The following is a 422-nucleotide window of genomic DNA, read 5'->3' on the forward strand; positions in this document are numbered from 1 at the left end:
TGAATCTCCAGACAACCAATATCACTTAAATAAGTGATAGTCTTAATACTAGTTTTTAGACTAGTCATTGGAGAACAGATGATTGATGTCTTAGGGCCGGAGAAACGCAGACGGCGTACCACACAGGAAAAGATCGCAATTGTTCAGCAGAGCTTTGAACCGGGGATGACGGTCTCCCTCGTTGCCCGGCAACATGGTGTAGCAGCCAGCCAGTTATTTCTCTGGCGTAAGCAATACCAGGAAGGAAGTCTTACTGCTGTCGCCGCCGGAGAACAGGTTGTTCCTGCCTCTGAACTTGCTGCCGCCATGAAGCAGATTAAAGAACTCCAGCGCCTGCTCGGCAAGAAAACGATGGAAAATGAACTCCTCAAAGAAGCCGTTGAATATGGACGGGCAAAAAAGTGGATAGCGCACGCGCCCTT

At 48.8% G+C, this 422-nt stretch carries 1 protein-coding gene; it reads left to right on the plus strand.

Annotated features, from left to right (window positions below):
- Positions 1 to 78: 78 nt before the first annotated feature.
- A partial coding sequence (locus OQV04_RS24875) for a transposase (RefSeq protein WP_000567757.1) occupies positions 79 to 422 on the plus strand: 344 nt, incomplete at its 3' end.

This window comes from Escherichia sp. Lx600-2, assembly GCF_036662595.1.
GTDB lineage: Bacteria > Pseudomonadota > Gammaproteobacteria > Enterobacterales > Enterobacteriaceae > Escherichia > Escherichia coli.